The following is a 16,747-nucleotide window of genomic DNA, read 5'->3' as shown; positions in this document are numbered from 1 at the left end:
AAGATTTATTTTCAGAAAATTAAAAAAACACTTAATAAATTGACAAATAAAACTTTCGATAGTACAATTTTCGTATGACTATTGAACAATATTCTAACTATAATGATGAAGATTTAATCAAAATTTTTAAAGCCTTAGCTGATCCAGTCAGATTAAATATTCTTCGTATCTTATCGAAGAGAGAAAGTGAGCTTGGGTGTGGTGAAATCGGTGAATTGCTCAATATGAGCAAATCCGCTGTCTCTTACCACTTTAAAACTCTACGCGAGGCTGGCCTAACGATTACCCGAAAAGCTGGGCAAAATAAATTTGTCCGATTAAACCATGACACTCTTGAAAAATACTCATTAACCGATTTAATTAATAATTTATAATAAAAAAACTGGAGATTACTCCAGCTTTTTTTATGCTTATTCTGCGGCCAAAATTCCTTGTTTTTGAATTTCTCCCAAGAAGAAACGTGCAATTGGACCGACAATGATAAAGTTATAAGGTAAAGCAACAACAAAGTTTGTCAACCACGTACGACCGTACAAAGTCAAGCTAACATTTGACAAGCCATGACTAAAAATCATTCCATAAAGTGACATGCAAGTTACCATACCAAGAACCATGCAGCCCGACACTGTAAGGATTTTTACTAATTGGTGTTTTAAACCACTTGGTAGGATTCCAAAAGCAATTTTCTTAGCAATTGGTCCAACAATTAGAGTATCTAAAATAAAAGCAACGATAAATCCTGGAATGAAACCTAAAAAGACATGTTGCCATGAAAAAGCACCTGCAACAACTAAATTCCAAATACTCATTCCAAAAACCATCATTCCACACATCAAACACGTAAAAACCATTGCTTCTTTAAAATTACGAGGCATTTTATTCTCCATTCATCTTATATAATCGATTATCAACCCTCAACCTAGGTCGGCGTACAACAATATGTCCTCCGCTAGGATAGTGCCTGAATGGATTTTTTACTCCAACACTTCTCCAATCAACTCCAGTTTACAGTCAACAGGAGTTAGTCTACCATAAAAAAATTTTCTTCGTAAGTTTTTTTGAAGAAAAAATTAAAGTAAACGTTTTACACGCTTACTTCTGGAATCATAATCACTATTTTATTATGACAAGCTTATTCTTTAACATCGTTATTAGAGCATATAATCTACTACTTCAATTCTAATCGAGGATACTTGATATTGGCTCTCTCTGATTCAAATTTTTGCAGTAATTTTTCTTCATTTTCATCAATATATCCTTTAAACCAAACCTTCTCGATATTTTCTTGATTAAAGAAGTATGCTTGATTATCTACATTTCCATTTGGATAAAGACAGGCTGAATAATCAAAATAACCTATCTCACCATTATTATTGTAAAGCGGAAAACGGCTAACAATCATCAGTTTCGCTTCACCTTTTTCTAATTGCACAACACTTCCGATAGGTAATAAAGTACTCATTTCAACCCCTTTTCACATTGAAATAATTTTCTTTTAAACTATCAATAGCTTTGTAACGTTTTAAAATATCAAAATAAGAAAGACTTCCCCAAAATAGCAGAGCACCGAATATTGCCACCACTAAAGCAATTAATAAAGAATTAATCAGAAATAAAGGCAACCCAAGCATCACAATGATAAGTGAAATGATACTTAAATTTCGCAAGCTATCAGCTAACTTTCCTGATTGTTCAATTAGATTTTCAACATCAAATTCATCCATATTAACTAGTACAAATGAAAAAGGATTACTTTGTTGCTTTGTAAAAAAATTACTTAGCCAACATATCAAACCAATAAGCACAAGACAAGAAAAGACTAAAAGAGATAAGTTAAGCTCCAAACTAGCCACTTCTCTATACCACCGATTGAGAATAATGGATAGAATTCCTACTGCTAGTGACAATTCTGAAGATTTTTTTAAAAACATTCTTGTTTTTTCTCTATGGTTCATTGTATTCATCAACTGAACATACAATTTTTTCTCATCAAGATCGTAATAATACGTCTTCTCTCCATCATGATATAACTCAATTTTGTCTTGATAATTCATTTATTAAATACCCTTTTTAAAATAGCATATGGCTTTACTGTAGTTACAATAAAAAGATAATTTGTCACTAAAAACATCAAAAAATATAAGAAAAGCACTAATACATTTGAAAATAACAGAAAAACTAATCCTAAAACAATAGTTGACACAATAAAAAGTAATCTAATTTTTAAAATTTTAGAACTATGCTGCTTCAGTTTTTCTAATACCTCTTCCTGGCAGCAGTCAACTTTAATATAGGTCAATGTTTTATAGTGTTCAGTAACTCTCTTTTTGAAATTTATCGCATACATCGTTATGCCATAAATACAGATCAAGGTGACAATAGCTAAATTAACAATATTGACAAATAAAGTCGACCAAATGCTATATTTATTTGTAAAAAATGTTCCTAGCATCAGGAAAATGGGAAGAAAAATGGGAATGCTTTTTCTAAGTATTGATATCTTTGAAACAATCTCTTTTTCTTTTGATTTTTCATACATTGACTGATTAAAGGCACGATAAAATGACTTATCATCAATGTCAAAATAAAGATAAAAATCTTTGTCAATCGGGTATAACGGTATTTTCGTCATTGTAACTTCTCTTTTATAAAATATTTTCGTTTACATAAATGAATAGTCGGAACAATAAGTGTTAAAACATACCATAAGACTAGTGAAATAACTAGAAAAAACGTCGAAGAAAAGATAAGAAAAAAGAAAGATACCATTCCCCATAAAGTTATTAAAATGACCACTAATATCAGATTTTGTTTTAGACTCTTTGCTGCATCTTCAGCTATTAATGCTACTTGATTTTGAGGTATCTGAACTTTCTCAAAATCAATTTCATCTTGCCATTCAATTAACTGCTGATATGATTTGAAAGAAATCAATATCATTACCACCAGAAGCAAGCAAGAATTTAATCCCATAGAAGAGATGGACAAATAAAGTCTCTCCAATTGTTTAACGACAGTCGCACCTATGATATAAAAAATGACTTGCTTGTATTTATTAATAATCAGCTGTTTTGTTTCAAAAACTTTATAAAAACCACCTGTTAAAGAATCACCATAAAGATAGTAATCATCTTTTTTAACCAATGTCACTTTAGTATTATCTGTTAACATCATTCTCCTCTTACTAAGATATTTTTACTTATAAATTTTTGACAATTTCAAAATAATAATCCGCCTTTTCCAGGGTTTAATTAATAAAAAAAGTATCAACGGAAATAAGAAAATCACTGTTAGAAATAAAAATAGAAATATTGATGTTACGAGGTATACTATTCCAGAAATAAAAATTATTAAAAATAAAGCATAAAGAACTGACAAGGCAATTCTTGCATTTTTTTCTTCCTGAATGATAAAACTTCTAAATTCAACATCACTAAAATATAATCTTTCTAATTGCAAACGGAGATATCTCTGTTTTAAATAGTGACTAGCCAAAAATACCATAAAAAGGCTTGAAATACCTAAAAGAATTACCCTAAAAACAATATTATCTACTTTAAAAGAATCATCTAACCATCTAATCAGTGGCAAGCTTGCCAATATTAATCCAGCAAGTACTGTATTTGAAAGAGCTTTTTCCTCATGCTTCTGACTCGCTAAATAAAATGCTTCCTTTTCCTCATCATAAAAAACAGAATCACCTCTATAGTTTCCAATTGCTGTTAATTTATTAGAATATAACATATAACCTCACTTATTGAATTGCACTTCCAAATCCATTCAAAAATCCATATACTGCCTTACCGACATCATTCATATACTCTTTTGGATTCTCCGCCAAAGTTTTAATAACATTGTCATACGCAGAATCATCCGCTTACACCTAGTGCAAAACCAACAGCGCCACCTCCAATAGTACCAATAACTGGGATTGCGCTCCCTAAGGTCGCTCCTAACTCTGCTCCCGCTACTCCAATAGCCGTATGTGCTCCAGTCTTTATTCCTGGATCAACAATATCCTCACCACTTGACAGCTGCATACCAAAATCTAAAGCTGAGCCAACTACGGGAGCGCCATATTTTGCAACACCAACAACAAAATGACTATAAGCAGGATTTACATCAATTGGAACAGTGTGAACTCCACCTCCAGCAAGTGCACCTACTGCAGCATATTGTGTGTTTTGAGTATTTTGTACCAGCCACTCTCATGCTCCTTTAGTGAATTTTTCAGCAGCTTCATCAGTAATTTTTTCTTGAGCAAATTCTTTCAAAAACGCTCCGCCACCACTGACCAGTCCACTTTTTATAGATTGATAAGTTGATTCAGAAATAAGTCCCTTATCCCTGTCCTCTTTAGCTTTTTTCAAAAGTGCTTGTGAGTTTTTATCAAGTTTCTCACTTTGTTTTTTAGAACTCTTACAGGTCACCATAACTGGTTCAGGCACATTAGTAGATGATAAAATTTTCTCATTCATATACCCACTATACTTGGAATCATACAAATTTTTAGCGAGTTCGTTTTTTAAGTGACTTTTCCTAGCTTTGCCGTTAACAACTAACTTAACCTCTTTGACTTCAGCTTTAAAGGTGCTATCTTTGTAAAAATCTTTGGCTTTCTTACTTGTATATGAGCTACTTCCTAAATCTGACAAGCTACTGAGTTGCGTATTCTGCTCCTCTAGAATATCCCCTGCTTCACTTGTAAAGACAGTGTTATTAAAAATCCCCATATCCTTGATGGTATTGGTAAGGACTTTTTTGGCACCTTTGAATTCTGAGACGGCATCGTCTGTTGTCACTTTGGTCAGTGCGACAATGTCTGCGACTTCATCAATAGCCTTGTTATAACATCTGAGCTAGTTTTTAACTGCTCTAGTGGCGAATCAAACTTATCCACCATTTGTTGGAGGACGTCCGTGTCGATAATGGCACTGTCACTGTTTTCGCTGACAATACTCTTAAAAGTGCTAATCAGGTTGTCATAACCTTGCATAATGACATCAAGGCTGTTGACATAATTTGTCAGCAAAGGCACTTGATAATTGTTGATTTTATCATCAATAGCGTCCTTGACATTTCCCTTTAAGGCGTCAGAATTACTTGCTTGATTGAGTTTCTTTTTAGCACTTGAAAGTTGGCTTTTTGTCTTACTTATCGAACTTGCGAGGCTAGCTTTTTGCTCCAAAACCTCGCTTATCTTAATCTCATAAATCTCTCCCAAAATTTAACCGATATTTTCTAATCATTATAACATAAATTGAAACAGTTTTCAGAAATAATTTCTTCTTGTTTTTCACTCAAAACAGGCTCCGATTCTAACAGTCGCTTTTAGCGTTAATAGATATAGAAAAATCGCAAAAACGTCTTAAAATCAATTAGTCAATTTGCTTTCGTGGAATTTTCAATTTTTCTTCCCACTCATGATAAACTTTTAAAAATCTGTCTTCTTCATCATCATGATAACCTTCAAAAACCACTTCATCGATATTCTCATGTTGGAAGAACAAAGTTGAATTTGTTTGCAGTCCTGCTGGATAAAGAACACCAATATAGTCCGCAAAGACCTGTTCACCAGTTTCTGGATCTTCAAAAATAGCCCCTCGACCAACAATAACTATTTTTTGAGTTTCTTCTTCAAGATAAACAATACTTCCTAACGGTAATAATTCTTTTGACTTATTCATTTTCTGTTAATTCCTTGTGTTTTTTCAAATATTTTTTCCCATACCACTCTTCAAGAGATTTACCTTCATACTTTCGATACTGTTCAGGATATTTAAGTTTGTAGTAGGCTGGAAGGAAATGGGACAACTCTACAAATATGAACAAAGCTAAAAATAAGACATTGCTAATTGGCCAACATAAAAAGAAAGCAAAATACTCCATTGAATTAGTCAAATTAACTGAGAATACTTTCGTTATCATTTTGACAATAATTGCTCCCCCTAGCAATCCCATACCATAAATAGAAAATTTCATTACAAGTTTTTCAATAGTCGAAATAGGAAACTTTTCACCATACAAAATACGTTTCAACCGTCTTAGTTGAGTTTGCATCATCGCATAACCTAACATAATAGAAATCAATAACAATAATAAGACTCCCCATATAGTTATTGTATGGAAATAAATTGTAATAAAGGTTAAATTAGCTTCTATAAATAGCCAAATAAAAGCTGTAACTTGAGCGTGAAACTGCATTCGATAACATAAAATAAACACTTGATTAAACCATTTTCCTATTAAGATAATTCCCAGCCAAATAACTAGAAAAAATCCATAATATTTTATCGGTAGAATATTATGTTCTAAAGCAAGATACCCCATAAATTGTTTTTGAGTAACTGCCTCTTGTGTCAATACAGTAAATAAATAATTTATTCCAATTGGAAAAATTAGTGAAAGGAAGAAATAGGTTAATTTAAATTTAGTAGATGGGCCTCCATTTTCAAAATATTTTAGAAGATCGTCATAAGATTTTTGATTAAATTTTCTAAAATCATCATTTTCTAAATTGATACTTTCTTCAAAACTTGCATTGAATATTGATTTTTTTTCCATTATTTATCACCCAAAACCTATTGCCTTTCCAATACCTCCAAATGTAGTTAAAATAGCTTCACCTACTGATTTAACAGCTTTTCCGACTACTTCTTTAGATTTATCATAGAATTTCATTGTAAGATCTTCAGCAGTATCCAATACTCCCGTTTTATCAAGAATGTATATCCCTAATCCAACAGCTGCTCCAATCGTTGCACCTTCCAAAGATCCTACACTTTTAACTGCTGAGAAGGTCCCAGCAATAACACCTTTACCGACATCTCCAGTTTTTGAAAATTCTTTAGCCCCACCAGAAACACCAGAAACAGCTAAATCCGCAAAAGTTACTACCATGGCAGCTTTCCCGGCAAACTTGCTTCAAAGCCAACGATTTGAACGAAACTTAATTTTTTCAGTTTAATATCCATTTTTTCTCTCCTAAAGCTCATCAATCTCTTCTGGATGTTGTTTGGCATAAAGCGCTGCATAAAATGAATCAACTACCAAAGCTGAAAGTGTCGAAGTAAATAAAAATCCTGAGAATAATCCAAAAGCATTTTCTATATAACCTGTTAACAATGGCGGAACAAAAACAACCAAACCGAAGATTATCAAGAATTTACTTGAAAACATCTTATTGTCATAGCTATTAAATTTTGATTCTTTTTCTCGATAAGCACCATTTGTCCTACGGTCTCGTCTGTAGAAGTAAGGGTAGACAAAGAAGATCATAATAACAAAAAGAGCAATCATAGGAATGACATAAAACATTGTTAAAGGAGAATCATAAAAAGTATTAGCATCCATAGAATCATCTATATTAGATACAAACATCATTAAGCCGATAAAATTCAACCAAATTATCATAGTAAGAAAATTTAAGGTTAATAAAAGGTACGTTAAGACTTTATGTTTTACAATAGTATAATTGAAGAATGAGTACAAAATACTAAAAAGGTTGATAAGTATACAAAGCAAAAAGGTTCCTTTCAATATTCCTAAATTATCATTATATCCTGCTGCAAAATACCAGAAAATATCAGCTACTAAATTCAACCACGGAACTATTTTAATATACCCTAGTTCCACACCGTTCGTGATTAAAGGGCCATGGTAACGCTCTAAAATAATTACTTCTTGTTTTTTTGATTTACTCAAAACGAACACCTATTCTAATATCTGTATAAACTATTCCGTTAATCTTTGAAGACATGAAAAAGATTGGTGAAGCCTCTTGGCACTTATCTTCCAACAACATGGTGTGATTTCAAAGAATGTTGGACCATCTTTATAAATTCCAAATTCAAACGGCAAATACTCCGTATATTCAAATAAATCAGGTAGCTGGTCTGCCGCAATACGAACTGTCTTTTTCACCAAATGTGTCTGCTTAATAATAGCTTTTTCAATCATTTTAACTCCCTTTTATTTAAATCTCTCTTTATCAAAATGTTTTTCTTGCAACGTATCACTCAATGCATCTACTGCTTGGCTTTGTACTTCTGAAGCAACCGCTAAGTCAGACTTGTGACGGAAGGGGTATAATGCCATATACCATGCCAAATCAATCATAATAGAACAAAACATTGCTAACCCCCAGAATAGGTAGACAACATAATATTCTGAAACAAGATACGACATTAATAGTCCAAATACTGTCATAAGAACTGGGATATAAATATAAATATTGCCAACTATATTTCTCAATTTAGCGAAGCGAAAATTACCATCTCTACCAGTGAATACCATAGCCATTATAAGCGAAAATATAATTGGATACAGAATAATGGAAACTTCCTGCAAAATGATAAACTGTAAACTACCATCACCCCAAGCTGTTATTGATACAATAGGACCTACAAAAAGACCATAAATAAACATTAAATATGTTGAAAGTCCAACAAGAACTTGATTATTATGAAGAAAATCCCAAATAGTTAAGAATAAAGAAATTATCCAAATTAAAAGTCCTAAGCCAAAAATCATTCTACTTAATACCATTGGAAGTTTCGAATCATTCATAGTGGCATAAAACATTAAAAATATAAGAGGATATAAAATAAACAGTCCTGATAAATTTCCCAAACGAGATATTCCTTTTTTTACAGCCTCTTTTTTTCGTTTTTGCTGTAGCCTTAAACACTCAATTAGTCCCATGTTACCATCAATCTTCCTTAAATTCATCTTTATCAAAATGCTGTTCTTGTAACGTGTCATTCAAAGCATTGACAGCTTGAATTTGAACTGTTGAATCAAGACCTTCATCATCCTTGTGACGGAGAGGGTAGAGAATATATGACCATATAAGAATTAAAGAATTTGACATTGTCATTTCAAATCCTAAAAATACAAACCTCATAAAATTTCCTAAGAGAATATTGAATGGTATGCATAAACTTCCTAAATACATAGGCAAGTATATCAAGTGCATATACTTTATTTTTTGGCTATCATCTATATAGTTCCCTTTATCATCTAAAATAAATAAAGCTAAAATAACATAAGATATCAATGGCCAGATAAAAATTAAAATTTCTTGGATTACTATAAATCTTAAAGTTCCCCCCTCTGAAGCAGTTGTAATAAAGGGTAAAGCTAAAAAACCGTATACTGCCATGAAAAATACTGCTAAACTTGAGTAAAACTGATTTTTTAATTTATGTGAAATAGCTACCAAAAGAATAGAAAGTAGCCAAATTATACCACCAAGCCATATTCCAAAGCTTACTAAAGAATTAGGAACTATCGAGTTGCTAACTATTATTAAAAATCCAAAGTAGACCAATGGATATAAAATTAACAAACCTGAATATACACCCCAATAAGGAACTCCTCCAGAAATATTTTCTTGCTGTTTTTTTAACAAAATTCTAAGACGCTCAATTAACCCCATGTTGCCATCAACCTCCCTAAAACTTATCAGTATCAAAATATTTTTCTTGCAACGTATCACTCAAGGCATCCACTGCTTGGCTTTGTACTTCTGAAGCAACTGCTAAGTTAGACTTGTGACGGAGGGGGTAGAGGATAGTAAACCAGCCGGAAATTAAAGCTGGAGATAAAGCTAATTCTAATCCCCAAACTAAGTAAATACAATAGTAATCTGATACAAAATATATCAATAGTAAGGAAATAAAAGACAAAAATAATCCTGGTCCCATTACTACATAAAGTAGCAATTTTTTCCACTTTTCAGAATGTATAATTTCACCATTTCTATTTACCATACAATAGACAAAAATAAGATATGAAATCAATGGCCATAAAATAATAGATACTTCTTGCAAAATAATAAAGTTCAAATGACCATTTCCCCATGCTGTTGTTGATGAAACTGGTAATGTAAAACACCCGTATACAGACATAAGATACGTAGAAATTCCAACAAGAACTTGATTTTTTTTGAAATATGATAGAATTGCTAATAAAAGAGCTGCCATCCACACAAGAATTCCAATATAAAAAATAATTTCACTTAATAATGTTGGTAATTCTGAATCTTGCATTGTTCCATAAAATATTAAGAATACAAGAGGATATAAAATAAATAATAAACTACAATTTCCTAATTGACTTGCTCCCTTTTTTATATTCCCTTCTTGATACTTTAGCAATATTCTTAAACGCTCAATTAATCCCATGTGACCATCAATCTTCCTTAAATTCATCTTTATCAAAATGTTGTTCTTGTAACGTCTCATTTAATGCATTCACTGCTTTACTTTGAACTTCTGAAGCTTCTGCCAAATCAGCAACTTCATCATCCTTGTGACGGAGTGGGTAAAGAATAAAGAACCAGCCTTTAATCAATGAATTAGCTAAAAGCATACTCACACTCCAAAATAAATAAGTACAATAATAATCTGAGATAAAATACGTTAAAGGCAATGCAACAGGAACAACTATTAAGACTGGTAAAGATATAAAATAATTAAATCTCTTCTTAATCTTATCTGATTGAATAATTTTTCCATCTTTATCTACTAAACTATATGCTGCAACAAGATAACTAATAACCGGCCATAAAATAATTGAGACTTCTTGTAAAATAATTAATTTTAAGCTACCGCCACTCCAAGCAGTTGTTGCAGAAATTGGTAGGGTAAAAAGTATATAAATTCCAAGTAAATACAGAGAAAGCCCTGTAAAAAATTTATTATGTTTGAAGAAGGCTAGAATAGTAATTAAAAACGCGACTCCCCATATAAAAATCCCAGCATATAATATTAAATTTCCTACTAAAAGTGATAATTCTGATTCACTCATTGTACTATAAAACATAAAAAATGCTATTGGATAAAAAATAAATAAAGTACCACAATTACTTGCTTGATTTACTCCGCTTGTTACACTAATTGACTGATACTTCAACAATATCTTAAAACGCTTAATTAAACCCATTTTGCCAGCCTTCCATTCCTTTTATAAAATCACCACAACCCTTGATAGTTGAATTTGCCATAGATTTTATATTACCTGTAATATTATATTTTTTATCCAATAAATCAATTCCTTTAGCCACTCCTACACCAACTGCTACTCCAACTAACCCTGTAGCAATCACAGGCGCTCCTGCCCCAATAACCATCCCTGCCAATGCCGCTCCTGCTGTAGCAGCTGCTGTACTTGCGACACCTTTAACAGTGGCTTTGGCAGCATCGACGACAAAACCTGTCGCTACACTAGCTGAGACTTCTGCACCATGTAGGCCTTGCTTCTTAGCTTGTGTCTTATTTTTTCCGACATTATCAAAAGTCTCAATAGCACCATCAATGACATTAAGAACCGCTACACCTTTGGCAAATTTTGAACCAGTTTTTAGAGCCATTCCAATATTTGATTCTTTAAATGCTGTTTTCACACCTTTAGTGATTTGCCCTGTTTTCTTAGTGGCTTTAACTACATTTTTTAGTGTTTTGACATTAAATGCTTCTTCTGCTTCAGAAATCACATTAGATTTTGTTCCTCTTACAACACCCTTCGCAATTTCTTTGGCTTTAGCTGCCCCTTTTAAGCCATCCTTTTCAATTGTTTTTAATGACTTTCTGACTTCTTTTGAATAGTCCGTTTCACCAAGTGTTTTCATCATTTTTTCAAAACTCTTAGTCACTGTCTTATTGCCACGATATTGAACAATACTGTGTGACTTTTTCTTTTTAAGAGTTTTACTTGTCCCAAAAACAAAATCCAAAACATGATCAACAGTTTTCTCAGATTTTTTGATGATTGTATTTCCAAGTCGATCTTCTGAAAAACGATGTTCAGCATAAGCTGCTGTTGCCCACTTTTTAGCAGTTTTATAGTATTTTTTACCCACCAAGTAAGGTGTTGCGATACTACCAACAGTCGCTTCTAGCGTTAATAGATATAGAAAAATCGCAAAAGCGCCTTAAAATCAATCAATCTGTTTTCGGGGAATTTTCAAATTTTCTTCCCACTCATGATAAACTTTTAAAAATCTGTCTTCTTCATCATCATGATAACCCTCAAAAACAACTTCATCAATATTTTCATGTTGGAAAAATAACGTTGAATTTGTTTGCAGTCCTGCTGGATAAAGAACACCAATATAGTCCGCAAAGACCTGTTCACCTGTATCTGGATCTTCAAAAATAGCCCAGCGACCAACAATCACTAACTTTTGTGTTCCCTCTTCAAGATAAACAATACTTCCTAGTGGTAATAATTCTTTTAACTTATTCATGTTCTAGTAGCTCCTTGTGTTTTTTCAAATATTTTTTCCCATACCATTCTTCAAGAGATTTACCTTCCCAATTACGATATTCTTCTGGATATTTGAGTTTGTAGTAGGCATATAAATAATATGGAAATTCCATAAATATTAGCATTGCGACAACACCAATATTTAAAATAAACCAAGTGGCAAACAACCCCAAACCTTTTAAGGAAGTTGAAAATTCTCCCATGAAAATTAGTAAAAATTGCTTAATAAGTAACATTATCCCTAAAAATGCAACTCCATAAATAGATAGCATTTTGATAATTTTATCTCCCTTTGTAATAATTGATTTTTCCGCATATAATTTCTCTTTCAGAGTGCGATATCTAATCCTAAACATGCAATAACCCAATAGCAAAAGTATTACCATAAAAATCAATATCCCATATATGGTAAGGGTAGGTAATGTAATTTCAATAGCTACCAAATCAACCTCAAATATTAACCAAATAAGATAAGTAACTGTGTGGAAATGAAGACGATAAGGTAAGAGATAAGAACGCTTAATTAATTTCCCAATCAGCACAAATAACAACCATAATAATAAGCAATATAAATATACTTTTTCTGTTAATAATTCATGTTTAGATATTGGAATTGTCAAATTTTCAGCATCATCCCTAAAAGTCATAATAATTGCGACTAGTATAAAATTAAGGCCTATTGGAAAAAGAAGTGTCAATACCAAACTAGTCAGACTAGTTATTAATGTTGGAAATTTTTTTTGAGATAATTTTTTAGTTTTTTCATTTTGTTCCTTCTCATAGTATTGTAAAAATCCATCATCTTCTAAATTCAGACTTTCTTCAAAACTTGCATTAAATATAGATTTTTTCATTTTTCTATTCCAAATACTTCTTGATACTAACTATAAAATAGAAAGAACAGGACACATCTTATAAAAATAGCCTACAATTTATATTCTACTTTGATATAAGCGGTCCGCTTCTTTATTTTTTATAACCTTCAACTGTAAATTTAGGATATTGAATATTTGAAATGAGTTCATCGTAATTAGCGATTAATTGCTGAAATGACACATCAACATAGCCCAAAAAGAGAACTTCATCAATATCTTCTTTGTTGAAAAAAGCTAAATCCTGATTAACCACTCCTAAAGGAAGAGGCACTGCTCCAAAATCAAAATAACCTTTTTTTCCACCTTTTTCAGTGACAGGAAAAAGTGTCGTAATCATTAAACTCTGCGAACCACCATTCACACGAACAACACTCCCAATTGGCAAATGCTCTCTATTCATTATCCAATTCCTCCAAATATTTCTTAGCCTCACGAACATAGAAAAGCTCCGGATTTTCATTGGCGATTTTTTGGAAGTTTTCTTTGGCATCTTTATAATTTCCCAACAATAGTTGGTTTTTGGCTTTAAAATAATTATTCTCAAGGCTTGAATATCTGCTCTTAGCATCAGCTGCTTCAAAATAATAATTAACTTCTTTGTTTGTAATAATACTGTCCATTGCCTCAATCATGTTCAACTGTCGATTCCCAATAGTTGTATCATTGATATCAACTCCTAATTTTTCAAATGATGATGTAAAATCAGGTAAATGATATGATTGCCCACTTAATAACAATGCCATAAATTTAAGAAGAAGATAGTTAGGATAATAACGCTTTTTCTGATATTTATTGAATCGACTTGCATCAATATTTTCTAAACAGTCAAGTGCTTCAAAAAATTTTCCATTTGCTATCAATCCAAAAGCTTTATTAGATTCATATAATATCCTTAAGTTATAATTATTTGATCCTATACCACCTTGTTTGTAAGAAGAAATTTTATCCAATGATTTAAGATAACGCTCAGGAGATAAGACATCAGTTAAAATCATGTAAACTCCTTTTGTTATAGCAGCAGCTATTAATAGATAAAAAACTATAAATGTTACCATTGCGATAGTTAATAGCCCAAAAACAAACATCATGTCCTTACTAAGCAGAAAAAACGTACCGATAATATAAATAATTGTAAGTAAAAACATTAACAGTTTTATACGAAACTGATAGTTTTGAATATTCTCAGTCGACATTTTTGATATTTTTTTTGAAATATTATTGAACAAAAGATATTCTCCTTACACGAACGACAGTCCCAATTGGCAAATGCTCTCTATTCATCGTCTAACTCCTCTAAATACTTCTTAGCCTCACGAACGTAGAAAAGTTCTGGATTCTCATTTGCGATTTTTTGGAAGTTTTCTTTGGCTTTTTTAAATTCATTTTGAAAGTAATTATTCATTCCACTATAGTAAATTGATGTCACTAATCCAAGTTTATTTCGATTAGGTAGTATTTCAAAAAAAGCATTATTTTGTTTTAAAACAAATATATCATTTAAAGCATTTACTTCTTGTGAGTACTCTTTTTTCTGAAGTTGTACTTTTTCACCACCATTAATTTTGGATATTTCTGATAATATTTTTTCTGCACTAAACGTTTTTTCTAAAAAAATATTGTTCAAATACAATAAATAATAATAGTCCAACATCCAAATTTCACTATTTAACCCCAAAAAATCATTTTTCTGAAGAAGTCCTAGACTCTTTAATGATTCTTCAAAATTTCCTTGATAAAACAAAACTTTAGCTTTTGACAAATAAAAATCTAGTCTTTCTTTTTTTAATTTTATCTTTCCCTTAGCCAACTGTTTTGAATAAATCGTTTCAATTAATGACTTAAATTTTTGCAATTCTAAACGTTCAATAAGAATGTTATTTCTTTGACTCAAAATGATTGCCATCATTAACTGATTTAACATTATAATAATAAAAGCAATCAGAAGCATTACACATCCAACACTGTACTGCTTTTTAGACAACGCAAAATAAAAGTACAAGCCAATAAATAACGCTTCAAGTAAATAATAAAGTAATAATCTTATTTTTAATACAGTCACAAAATTCTTCGCTGACATTAGCGATAATTTTTCAAACAATTTTTAATCTCCCTTTGGCGTAATAACTTTTGAAATTAATAAAGCAACACCTGAGGCTGCTACCGAACCAACTGTAAAAAGTCCATCAGCTATTTTGGGAATGGCTGCTAATCCACCTGAAAAATATATAGCAAGTGCAGATGCCCCAACTCCTCCAATTATAGCGATTTCAGTCTTGTGTTTTCTAACCCAATAATCATACTTAGTTAAATGTGGTCCATCCCCGCCATCTCTCAGATATTGTCCTTGTTCAAAAGTGACTTTTTCTTTTAGGTTAGGGACTCCGTTTCTATTTTCTTAAGGTAAGGTGAAGTTTGATTCATTGCTGGTATAGGCTGCCAGAGCGCCATTGATATACTTAACACCATATGTTGTCTTAGACTTTTCATTTCCGATACTGCCTGATACACCAGCGATCCCCTTAGAAGTTGCAGTAACATCGTATGATGGATAATTTTCTATAGCTGACCCAGAAACTGGTAAGGTTAATTCTCCTTTTTTCAGCTTAGTATCTCCCGACTTAATATTGTTCAAACCTGAACGATTAAAAGTAAAAGCAATCTTTCCTTTGCTTGATGCTGAGCTTTCAAAGGTACATTTGGCATAACCATACAGGTTATCATATAAGAGAATTTCTTTATCTTCCTTGATTCCTACACCGATGTTTTCTAAATCTTTCTAACTTGGACCACCTGGTTTAGATAGCATTTTGTTAACCTTAGCACTCTTTCTCAAAGTCAGCATAAGTGGCATTGTTGCCTCAAGCGTTAGGGCACCCGGCACCCGATAAATTCATATATCCACTGTATTTTGAAGTCTGTTTTCCTATAGAAATCTTTGGCTTTCTTGCTTGTATATGAGCTGCTGCCTAGGTCTGACAGACTGCCAATTTGCGTGTTTTGCTCATCGAGGATACTACCTACTTCGCTGGTAAAGACTGTGTTGTTAAACGTCCCCATGTCCTTGATAGTGTTAGTTAGGACTTTCTTGGCACCTCTAAATTCTGAAATGGCATCATCCGTTGTTACTTTAGTTAGTGTGACAATGTCTGCGACATCGTCAATTGCCTTGTTAATCGCGTCTGAGCTTGTCTTTAATTGCTCTAACGGTGAGTCAAACTTGTCCACCATTTGTTGCAAGACATCCGTGTCGATAATGGCAGAGTCACTATTTTCACTCACAATACTCTTAAAAGTGCTGATGAGATTGTCATAACCTTGCGAAATGACATCCAAACTGTTCACATAGTTCGTCAGCAACGGCACTTGGTAGTTATTGATTTTATTGTCAATCACATCTTTAACATCACCTTTTAGAGCCTCTGAATTGGCTGCGCTTTTGAGCTTTTTCTTTGCGCTTGAAAGCTGACTCTTTGTTTGACTGATAGAGCTTTTGAGGCTATCGCGCTGCGCTATTACCTCGCTCATCTTAATCTTCATAAATCTCTCCCCAAATTTAACCGATTTTTTCTAATCATTATATCATAAATTGAAACAGTTTTCAG

The 16,747-nt window shown here is 32.2% G+C and carries 27 protein-coding genes; 1 reads left to right on the top strand and 26 read right to left on the bottom strand.

What is annotated here, in order from left to right; all coding sequences use genetic code 11:
• Positions 1-74: 74 nt before the first annotated feature.
• Positions 75-374: an ArsR/SmtB family transcription factor gene (locus BLP98_RS04160; protein WP_074482053.1), complete on the top strand. Its 300-nt coding sequence runs from the start codon at positions 75-77 to the stop codon at positions 372-374.
• Positions 375-410: 36 nt separating this feature from the next.
• Here BLP98_RS04160 and BLP98_RS04155 read toward each other — a convergent pair whose 3' ends face one another.
• The 26 genes from BLP98_RS04155 to BLP98_RS04040 all read right to left on the bottom strand — a co-directional run bounded on the left by BLP98_RS04155 (position 411) and on the right by BLP98_RS04040 (position 16,682).
• The gene (locus BLP98_RS04155) at positions 411-875 is read right to left on the bottom strand and encodes a DUF2798 domain-containing protein (RefSeq protein WP_074482052.1); all 465 of its coding nucleotides are present in this window, start codon (positions 873-875) and stop codon (positions 411-413) included.
• A 293-nt stretch (positions 876-1,168) separates the two neighbouring features.
• A complete protein-coding gene (locus BLP98_RS04150; protein ID WP_074482051.1) occupies positions 1,169-1,462 on the bottom strand; it encodes a DUF4176 domain-containing protein in 294 nt (97 codons plus the stop codon).
• A 1-nt stretch (position 1,463) separates the two neighbouring features.
• Entirely contained in the window at positions 1,464-2,054 is a 591-nt protein-coding gene (locus BLP98_RS04145) for a hypothetical protein (protein WP_074482050.1), read from the bottom strand.
• Positions 2,051-2,632, bottom strand: coding sequence for a hypothetical protein (locus BLP98_RS04140; protein WP_074482049.1), 582 nt, complete (start codon positions 2,630-2,632; stop codon positions 2,051-2,053). The genes BLP98_RS04145 and BLP98_RS04140 overlap by 4 nt, the downstream gene beginning before the upstream one ends.
• The gene (locus BLP98_RS04135; RefSeq protein ID WP_142349352.1) at positions 2,629-3,174 is read right to left on the bottom strand and encodes a hypothetical protein; all 546 of its coding nucleotides are present in this window, start codon (positions 3,172-3,174) and stop codon (positions 2,629-2,631) included. Before BLP98_RS04135 ends, BLP98_RS04140 begins: the two co-directional genes overlap by 4 nt.
• Positions 3,175-3,195: 21 nt before the next feature.
• Positions 3,196-3,744 (bottom strand): hypothetical protein, encoded by a 549-nt coding sequence (locus BLP98_RS04130; protein ID WP_074482047.1) that lies wholly within the window; start codon positions 3,742-3,744, stop codon positions 3,196-3,198.
• A 125-nt stretch (positions 3,745-3,869) separates the two neighbouring features.
• Positions 3,870-4,040 (bottom strand): hypothetical protein, encoded by a 171-nt coding sequence (locus BLP98_RS09400; RefSeq protein WP_159427427.1) that lies wholly within the window; start codon positions 4,038-4,040, stop codon positions 3,870-3,872.
• Between the two features lie 168 nt (positions 4,041-4,208).
• The gene (locus BLP98_RS09540) at positions 4,209-4,802 is read right to left on the bottom strand and encodes a hypothetical protein (RefSeq protein WP_234792788.1); all 594 of its coding nucleotides are present in this window, start codon (positions 4,800-4,802) and stop codon (positions 4,209-4,211) included.
• 5 nt (positions 4,803-4,807) lie between these two features.
• On the bottom strand, positions 4,808-5,224 hold the full coding sequence (locus BLP98_RS09535) for a hypothetical protein (protein ID WP_234792787.1): 417 nt from the start codon (positions 5,222-5,224) through the stop codon (positions 4,808-4,810).
• A 154-nt stretch (positions 5,225-5,378) separates the two neighbouring features.
• Positions 5,379-5,687 carry a DUF4176 domain-containing protein gene (locus BLP98_RS04120; protein ID WP_074482046.1) on the bottom strand — a complete coding sequence of 103 codons (309 nt, stop codon included), beginning with the start codon at positions 5,685-5,687 and terminating at the stop codon, positions 5,379-5,381.
• The gene (locus BLP98_RS04115) at positions 5,680-6,564 is read right to left on the bottom strand and encodes a hypothetical protein (RefSeq protein ID WP_074482045.1); all 885 of its coding nucleotides are present in this window, start codon (positions 6,562-6,564) and stop codon (positions 5,680-5,682) included. Before BLP98_RS04115 ends, BLP98_RS04120 begins: the two co-directional genes overlap by 8 nt.
• A gap of 6 nt (positions 6,565-6,570) precedes the next feature.
• On the bottom strand, positions 6,571-6,900 hold the full coding sequence (locus BLP98_RS04110) for a hypothetical protein (protein ID WP_074482044.1): 330 nt from the start codon (positions 6,898-6,900) through the stop codon (positions 6,571-6,573).
• An 84-nt stretch (positions 6,901-6,984) separates the two neighbouring features.
• Positions 6,985-7,704, bottom strand: coding sequence for a hypothetical protein (locus BLP98_RS04105; protein WP_074482043.1), 720 nt, complete (start codon positions 7,702-7,704; stop codon positions 6,985-6,987).
• Between the two features lie 30 nt (positions 7,705-7,734).
• Positions 7,735-7,959, bottom strand: a complete 225-nt coding sequence (locus tag BLP98_RS09395) for a hypothetical protein (protein ID WP_074482042.1) — start codon at positions 7,957-7,959, stop codon at positions 7,735-7,737.
• A gap of 12 nt (positions 7,960-7,971) precedes the next feature.
• Positions 7,972-8,703 (bottom strand): hypothetical protein, encoded by a 732-nt coding sequence (locus BLP98_RS04095; protein ID WP_074482041.1) that lies wholly within the window; start codon positions 8,701-8,703, stop codon positions 7,972-7,974.
• Positions 8,704-8,710: 7 nt separating this feature from the next.
• Complete coding sequence (locus tag BLP98_RS04090) at positions 8,711-9,439, bottom strand: hypothetical protein (RefSeq protein ID WP_074482040.1); 729 nt, start codon at positions 9,437-9,439, stop codon at positions 8,711-8,713.
• Between the two features lie 16 nt (positions 9,440-9,455).
• Complete coding sequence (locus BLP98_RS04085) at positions 9,456-10,187, bottom strand: hypothetical protein (protein ID WP_074482238.1); 732 nt, start codon at positions 10,185-10,187, stop codon at positions 9,456-9,458.
• Between the two features lie 7 nt (positions 10,188-10,194).
• Positions 10,195-10,947, bottom strand: coding sequence for a hypothetical protein (locus BLP98_RS04080; protein WP_074482039.1), 753 nt, complete (start codon positions 10,945-10,947; stop codon positions 10,195-10,197).
• Positions 10,934-11,863: a hypothetical protein gene (locus BLP98_RS04075; RefSeq protein ID WP_234792786.1), complete on the bottom strand. Its 930-nt coding sequence runs from the start codon at positions 11,861-11,863 to the stop codon at positions 10,934-10,936. Before BLP98_RS04075 ends, BLP98_RS04080 begins: the two co-directional genes overlap by 14 nt.
• 78 nt (positions 11,864-11,941) lie before the next feature.
• On the bottom strand, positions 11,942-12,250 hold the full coding sequence (locus tag BLP98_RS04070; protein WP_074482037.1) for a DUF4176 domain-containing protein: 309 nt from the start codon (positions 12,248-12,250) through the stop codon (positions 11,942-11,944).
• Positions 12,243-13,124, bottom strand: a complete 882-nt coding sequence (locus BLP98_RS04065) for a hypothetical protein (RefSeq protein ID WP_074482036.1) — start codon at positions 13,122-13,124, stop codon at positions 12,243-12,245. The genes BLP98_RS04070 and BLP98_RS04065 overlap by 8 nt, the downstream gene beginning before the upstream one ends.
• Before the next feature lie 112 nt (positions 13,125-13,236).
• Entirely contained in the window at positions 13,237-13,545 is a 309-nt protein-coding gene (locus tag BLP98_RS04060) for a DUF4176 domain-containing protein (RefSeq protein WP_074482035.1), read from the bottom strand.
• A complete protein-coding gene (locus BLP98_RS04055; protein ID WP_093815405.1) occupies positions 13,538-14,371 on the bottom strand; it encodes a hypothetical protein in 834 nt (277 codons plus the stop codon). The genes BLP98_RS04060 and BLP98_RS04055 overlap by 8 nt, the downstream gene beginning before the upstream one ends.
• A gap of 47 nt (positions 14,372-14,418) precedes the next feature.
• Positions 14,419-15,243 carry a hypothetical protein gene (locus BLP98_RS04050; RefSeq protein WP_074482033.1) on the bottom strand — a complete coding sequence of 275 codons (825 nt, stop codon included), beginning with the start codon at positions 15,241-15,243 and terminating at the stop codon, positions 14,419-14,421.
• Between the two features lie 297 nt (positions 15,244-15,540).
• On the bottom strand, positions 15,541-15,777 hold the full coding sequence (locus BLP98_RS04045; RefSeq protein WP_074482032.1) for a hypothetical protein: 237 nt from the start codon (positions 15,775-15,777) through the stop codon (positions 15,541-15,543).
• A gap of 233 nt (positions 15,778-16,010) precedes the next feature.
• Positions 16,011-16,682, bottom strand: coding sequence for a T7SS effector LXG polymorphic toxin (locus BLP98_RS04040; protein ID WP_234792785.1), 672 nt, complete (start codon positions 16,680-16,682; stop codon positions 16,011-16,013).
• Between the last annotated feature and the right edge of the window lie 65 nt (positions 16,683-16,747).

It is taken from the genome of Streptococcus equinus, from assembly GCF_900104225.1.
Classification (GTDB): domain Bacteria; phylum Bacillota; class Bacilli; order Lactobacillales; family Streptococcaceae; genus Streptococcus; species Streptococcus equinus_D.
Note: the sequence above shows the minus strand (reverse complement) of the source record. Positions and strands in the feature narration are given on the sequence as shown.